The sequence below is a fragment of the Pseudoalteromonas sp. TB51 genome, assembly GCF_000498055.1.
In the GTDB taxonomy this organism is placed as follows: Bacteria; Pseudomonadota; Gammaproteobacteria; order Enterobacterales; family Alteromonadaceae; genus Pseudoalteromonas; species Pseudoalteromonas atlantica.
On the sequence record NZ_AUTO01000081.1, the window covers coordinates 1 to 4,406 of the forward strand.

The window sequence follows — 4,406 nt, forward strand, 5'->3', positions numbered from 1 at the left end:
CGTTGGTATGACTCCCACTGTCAAGTTAAACGCACTGATCCCTGCCTAACTTTTTAAGCCATAATTACTTTAGCTCGAATTAGAGCGAGTTAATACATAGGATGAAGCAAGTAATGTCGTCGGTTATCTTGCTGATATTCGTTGGTTATTACTATTTCTAGTAACAGAGCAGACCTTACTTATTTCGTCGTGGCACCTGTCTTCAGTCTATGTTCGTGGTTCAATGCAGCGTTAGCTGCACTGCCATCCTAACGCCGTCGGTGGTTGTGCCACACCCGATGCTTGATCCCATGCATTAACTCTAATACGTTTATCATGCGGGTACTCTTGCCAATCTAAGTTTTGTATTCACTGGCGTAAGCACCACTTCTTTTGCAATAGCCCATATGTACGCAATCATTTCTCGGGCAATGGCGGTAACAACCAGATTGTAGTGTTTCCCTTTGGCTATCATTTTTTTATAGCGTTTGCAGAGCCTAATCTGTGCTTTCCACGCAATATCAATAATGTCCTTTGGTAAGCCTTCTTGTCGTTTTTGCATATCTGTTGATATATTTGCCGCATACCGATAAGTGTGTGCACCTTCCACAAGAAGGCGTCTTGCTCGGCCATTTCCGCATTTTGTGATGGCGCCAATATGGCGTTTGCCACCACTCGAGTGTTCACTGGGTACAAGACCGAGATAACTCATTAATTTACGGGGATGGTCGAAACGCGATAAATCGCCAAGCTCAGCAACAACGCCAGTGGCGACCAACAAACGGACACCACGCATAGCTTGTATTGCTTTGACAACAGGATAATAACGCCACTGGTGAACGTGGTGTGTTAGTTCATTGTCTAGCCGTTCAAGTCGGCTTATTCGTTCGGTAATTGTGTGTAAAAATTCTTGTAAGACGATGTGCTGAGCGGGGTGTGGCAGCACAATCTCAGTGAGCCAACGTAAATGTTTTTGTGACCAATTCGCAGTGCCTTTATAATTGATATTATTGCGAAGCAACAGCGCCTTTAATTGATATTTGGCATCTTTTAAGTCCTTCATTGCCACTTCGCGTGCACGAGATAAATCGCGTACAGCTTCATCTTCAGGCTCGGGAACATAGATAGGTGTTAAATCTTCAGACTTAAGTAATTTAGCAAGCTTAAGAGCATCACGTTTATCGGTTTTAATCTTCTCACCAGGTTTTTTAGGAATAAGAGAGGGCGCCACCACGTAACAGCAATGGCCGAGGCTGGTAATTAACCTGTAAATCCAATAACCACATGGGCCTGCTTCATAAACAAAATGAAGTGTTGCGCCAGAGTATTTCGATTCGAACTGACGAACAAGCTTTTGAACGGCCACTTTGGAAGACGAAACTCGGCCAAGATGAACAGGTTGCGCACCTCTATGTTCTTCAATATAGGCGACTTCATTGAATTCTTTATGTGTATCAAGACCGATAAAAAGTATGCTATGTTTATTCATGTTAGCCTCTGCTGTTTAGTTAATTGACAAACTAATTATGGCTCTGGCTTTGAATTAAGCTAACCCACGAAAAGCGGAGGCTAACACCGTGTGGGAGTCATTATGTCTATATTTCTTAAGAGAGATCTATTTGAATCAGTATTTATCCACACTACTTAGCTCCATCGGTATCGATCTCGAACACTTAAAATATAAATATCTTAGTCCCCAGGAATTTACATATATCGATAAGCTGTTGGCATCTAAGAAAGATTTCGAAGGAACTTTTTATACTGATGAACATGGCGATAAATTGGAGGTGTTGCTAATGTTTCTGAATGCCCATAAGGAGGGCATAATCAATATTATGGAAGGCAAAGGGAAAAAAGAGACACTAAACGAGCTATTTACCTCAAGTGTAATATCAGGAAGTTATGATTGTTTTCGCTTTGATTTGTCAAAGTTTCCTCAAAGCTACACGCCTTTGAATCAAGCTATAACCTTATATCGAATAGGTAGATATGATGAGTCTCATAAGGATTTAGGTTGCTCGTGGGCAAGGGAAATTGAAGGGCTTAATGCTTTTTACCATTCATCTGGAATGTCCGAATCCATGCTTAAAGCTAGGCCAGTATTTCTTATGGAAATAGATGATTCACAGGTGCTGTTCGAAGGTAATGCAAGAGAGCATGAATTAGTATTAAAGCCTAATTTTACACCAAATACATTAAAAAAGCTTGATGAAGAAAGACGAAACCGAATTAGCAGCTAAATGATCCAACGAAATATAACTAGGCGTTATGTGCCAGTGCAATATGGAGTAAGCATTGAGTTTTAGTGTTCAATCAAAATTATTAATTAGTGCAGGTGTTATAGCTTCCGCTTCTGCGATCTGGCACCTACTCTGTATTTTGGGCGGTCCTAGTTGGTTTGCATTTGCTCGGGCACCTCAACAAATAATCGACTCTTCGATTCAAGGAACTTTACTTGCTCCAATTGGCACAATAATCGTTGCAAGCTTAATGTTTGCTTGTACTATTTTTGCTTTTTCAGCAGTTGGTTTAATTCGCAAAGTCCCTCTGCTCAAATCAGCTTTAATTACCATTGCAATGATCTGCTTATTGCGGGGATTAATTGCTGTTCCTACATTTGTAACGTCCTCAGGTTTAGATACTTGGCAAATTGTAGCGAGTACTGTTTGGCTTTATGTTGGTATTTGTTTTTCCGCTGGTAGTATAGAACAATATAGTCTTGGTAAATTAGGCACATAGAAAACTTCTTAAACTCTTCGCCCCATTTATTAGGTCTCACTATTATTTCCCTCATACACATTTGCAGGATTTATTTGCATTAGCAATGCTGGGTTGTCTATCGGTTTAAACCCGTATTGCGCATACAGGCCATGGGCATCAGAAGTGGCTAATAAAAAGCGCCTGAGCCCTTGCAGCTCAGGGTGCTCTACTATCGTTTTAACCAGTAACTTGCTCAGACCATTACCTTGTAAATCTGGGGTAATAAATACATCAGCCAAATAGGCAAAGGTGGCGTTGCCGGTTACTACGCGGGCAAAGCCCACTTGCTCGTTATCAGCGCTGTAAACACCAAAGCACATTGAGTTATCAATCGCTTTTTGCATAATGCTTTTAGGTATTCCTTTAGCCCAATAGCTATTAGCAATAAAGTTATAAATAACGTTAAAGTTAAGCTTGCTTTTATCTGTGCTTATCGTGAAATTGTGGGTATTTACAGTCATAATTTATTGTCTTTTAATCATAAAATTTGAATCAATAATCTTTAACATTTTTTAACTGTTTATCATGTACTTTTGAAAGCAGCAATATCGAGCAAATAGCCCCAAGTAAGGCAATTCCCATATCAGATTGAGTATCCCATACGTACCCTTGCGTACCTAAAAATGCTTCTGCGTTTTCACCGCTTAACACTGCAACCCACCACTCTATTAGTTCGTAAAAAGCACTAAACGCTAAACATATCGATACAACAAACACATTTAGCCAGCCTTTACCATTGACTACGTTTTTACGTAGTAATATTTCACGCGCTAATAATGCAGGCACAAACCCTTGAAAAAAGTGCCCTACTTTGTCGTAGTTGTTACGCTCACTGCCAAATAAGTTATCAAACCAAGGGACTTCAGCGTAGGTGTAATGCCCGCCAACCATTAGCACAATACAATGCGCTAATATAAAGCCATATAAAATGGGGGTGAGTTTAAAGTGCTTATAGCTGCTTGCCATAAGCACTAAACCAATGATTGCGGGGATAACTTCAAGCAGCCAAGTAAACTGATCTTTTGGGTTAATTCCGGACCAAATTAATACAATAAAAAACAGGCCAAGCCATAAATACTTCATTTAGAATCCTTGTCTAAATTGATTAAATTTACAGCATTTTATATCTCTAAATTGCCCGATGCTACCGATAGTTTGTTTTAGCGGTTAATCGATTAAATAAGCGAGGAAAAAACCGTTTAATGGTCGGTGCCCAGCCACTTAAGCCTTTGCCAACAATCACTTCGTCTTTTTTATTATGAATTGCGAGGATCATTTTTTTAGCGGCTAGGCTTACATCCATGCCATTTTCTATTGAGTGCTCTGGCTTGTTTTGCGCTATGCCTTGCTCGTTTAACGAATTATGTGCAATGGCGGTTTTAATAGAGCCGGGGCAAATAGTTAAGCAATGAATGTTATGCTCTGCAAGCTCAGCACGCAGGCAATCCATAAAGCCCACTACCGCATATTTTGAGCCTGAATAGCCCGTTCTAAATTTAGAGCCTACTTTCCCCGCAACGCTACTAATAGAAACGATTGAACCGCTTTGCCTTGCTACCATACTAGGCGCTACCGCTTTGGTAAGTGCAATGAGGCCAAAATAGTTAACTTCCATCAACTGGCGGTAAACATTAAATTCGTTTTCTAAAAATAGGCTGCGCTGCGAC

The 4,406-nt window shown here is 40.4% G+C and carries 6 protein-coding genes; 2 read left to right on the plus strand and 4 right to left on the minus strand.

The annotated features are described in order from the left end of the window. Window positions 1-313: 313 nt before the first annotated feature. Window positions 314-1,468, minus strand: a complete 1,155-nt coding sequence (locus tag L650_RS0103780) for an IS110 family transposase (protein ID WP_029772239.1) — start codon at window positions 1,466-1,468, stop codon at window positions 314-316. 130 nt (window positions 1,469-1,598) lie between these two features. Between L650_RS0103780 and L650_RS0103785 the strand changes: the two genes are divergently transcribed. Both L650_RS0103785 and L650_RS23560 read left to right on the plus strand, forming a co-directional pair. Next, window positions 1,599-2,219 (plus strand): hypothetical protein, encoded by a 621-nt coding sequence (locus L650_RS0103785; protein ID WP_029772241.1) that lies wholly within the window; start codon window positions 1,599-1,601, stop codon window positions 2,217-2,219. Window positions 2,220-2,274: 55 nt separating this feature from the next. Further along, a complete protein-coding gene (locus L650_RS23560) occupies window positions 2,275-2,718 on the plus strand; it encodes a hypothetical protein (protein ID WP_164835535.1) in 444 nt (147 codons plus the stop codon). A gap of 29 nt (window positions 2,719-2,747) precedes the next feature. Here L650_RS23560 and L650_RS0103800 read toward each other — a convergent pair whose 3' ends face one another. The 3 genes from L650_RS0103800 to L650_RS0103810 all read right to left on the minus strand — a co-directional run. After that, window positions 2,748-3,200, minus strand: a complete 453-nt coding sequence (locus tag L650_RS0103800) for a GNAT family N-acetyltransferase (protein WP_029772242.1) — start codon at window positions 3,198-3,200, stop codon at window positions 2,748-2,750. Between the two features lie 31 nt (window positions 3,201-3,231). Next, window positions 3,232-3,822 (minus strand): DUF2238 domain-containing protein, encoded by a 591-nt coding sequence (locus L650_RS0103805; RefSeq protein ID WP_029772243.1) that lies wholly within the window; start codon window positions 3,820-3,822, stop codon window positions 3,232-3,234. Window positions 3,823-3,883: 61 nt separating this feature from the next. Then, the coding region (locus tag L650_RS0103810) for an SDR family NAD(P)-dependent oxidoreductase (protein WP_029772244.1) at window positions 3,884-4,406 on the minus strand (523 nt) is incomplete at its 5' end.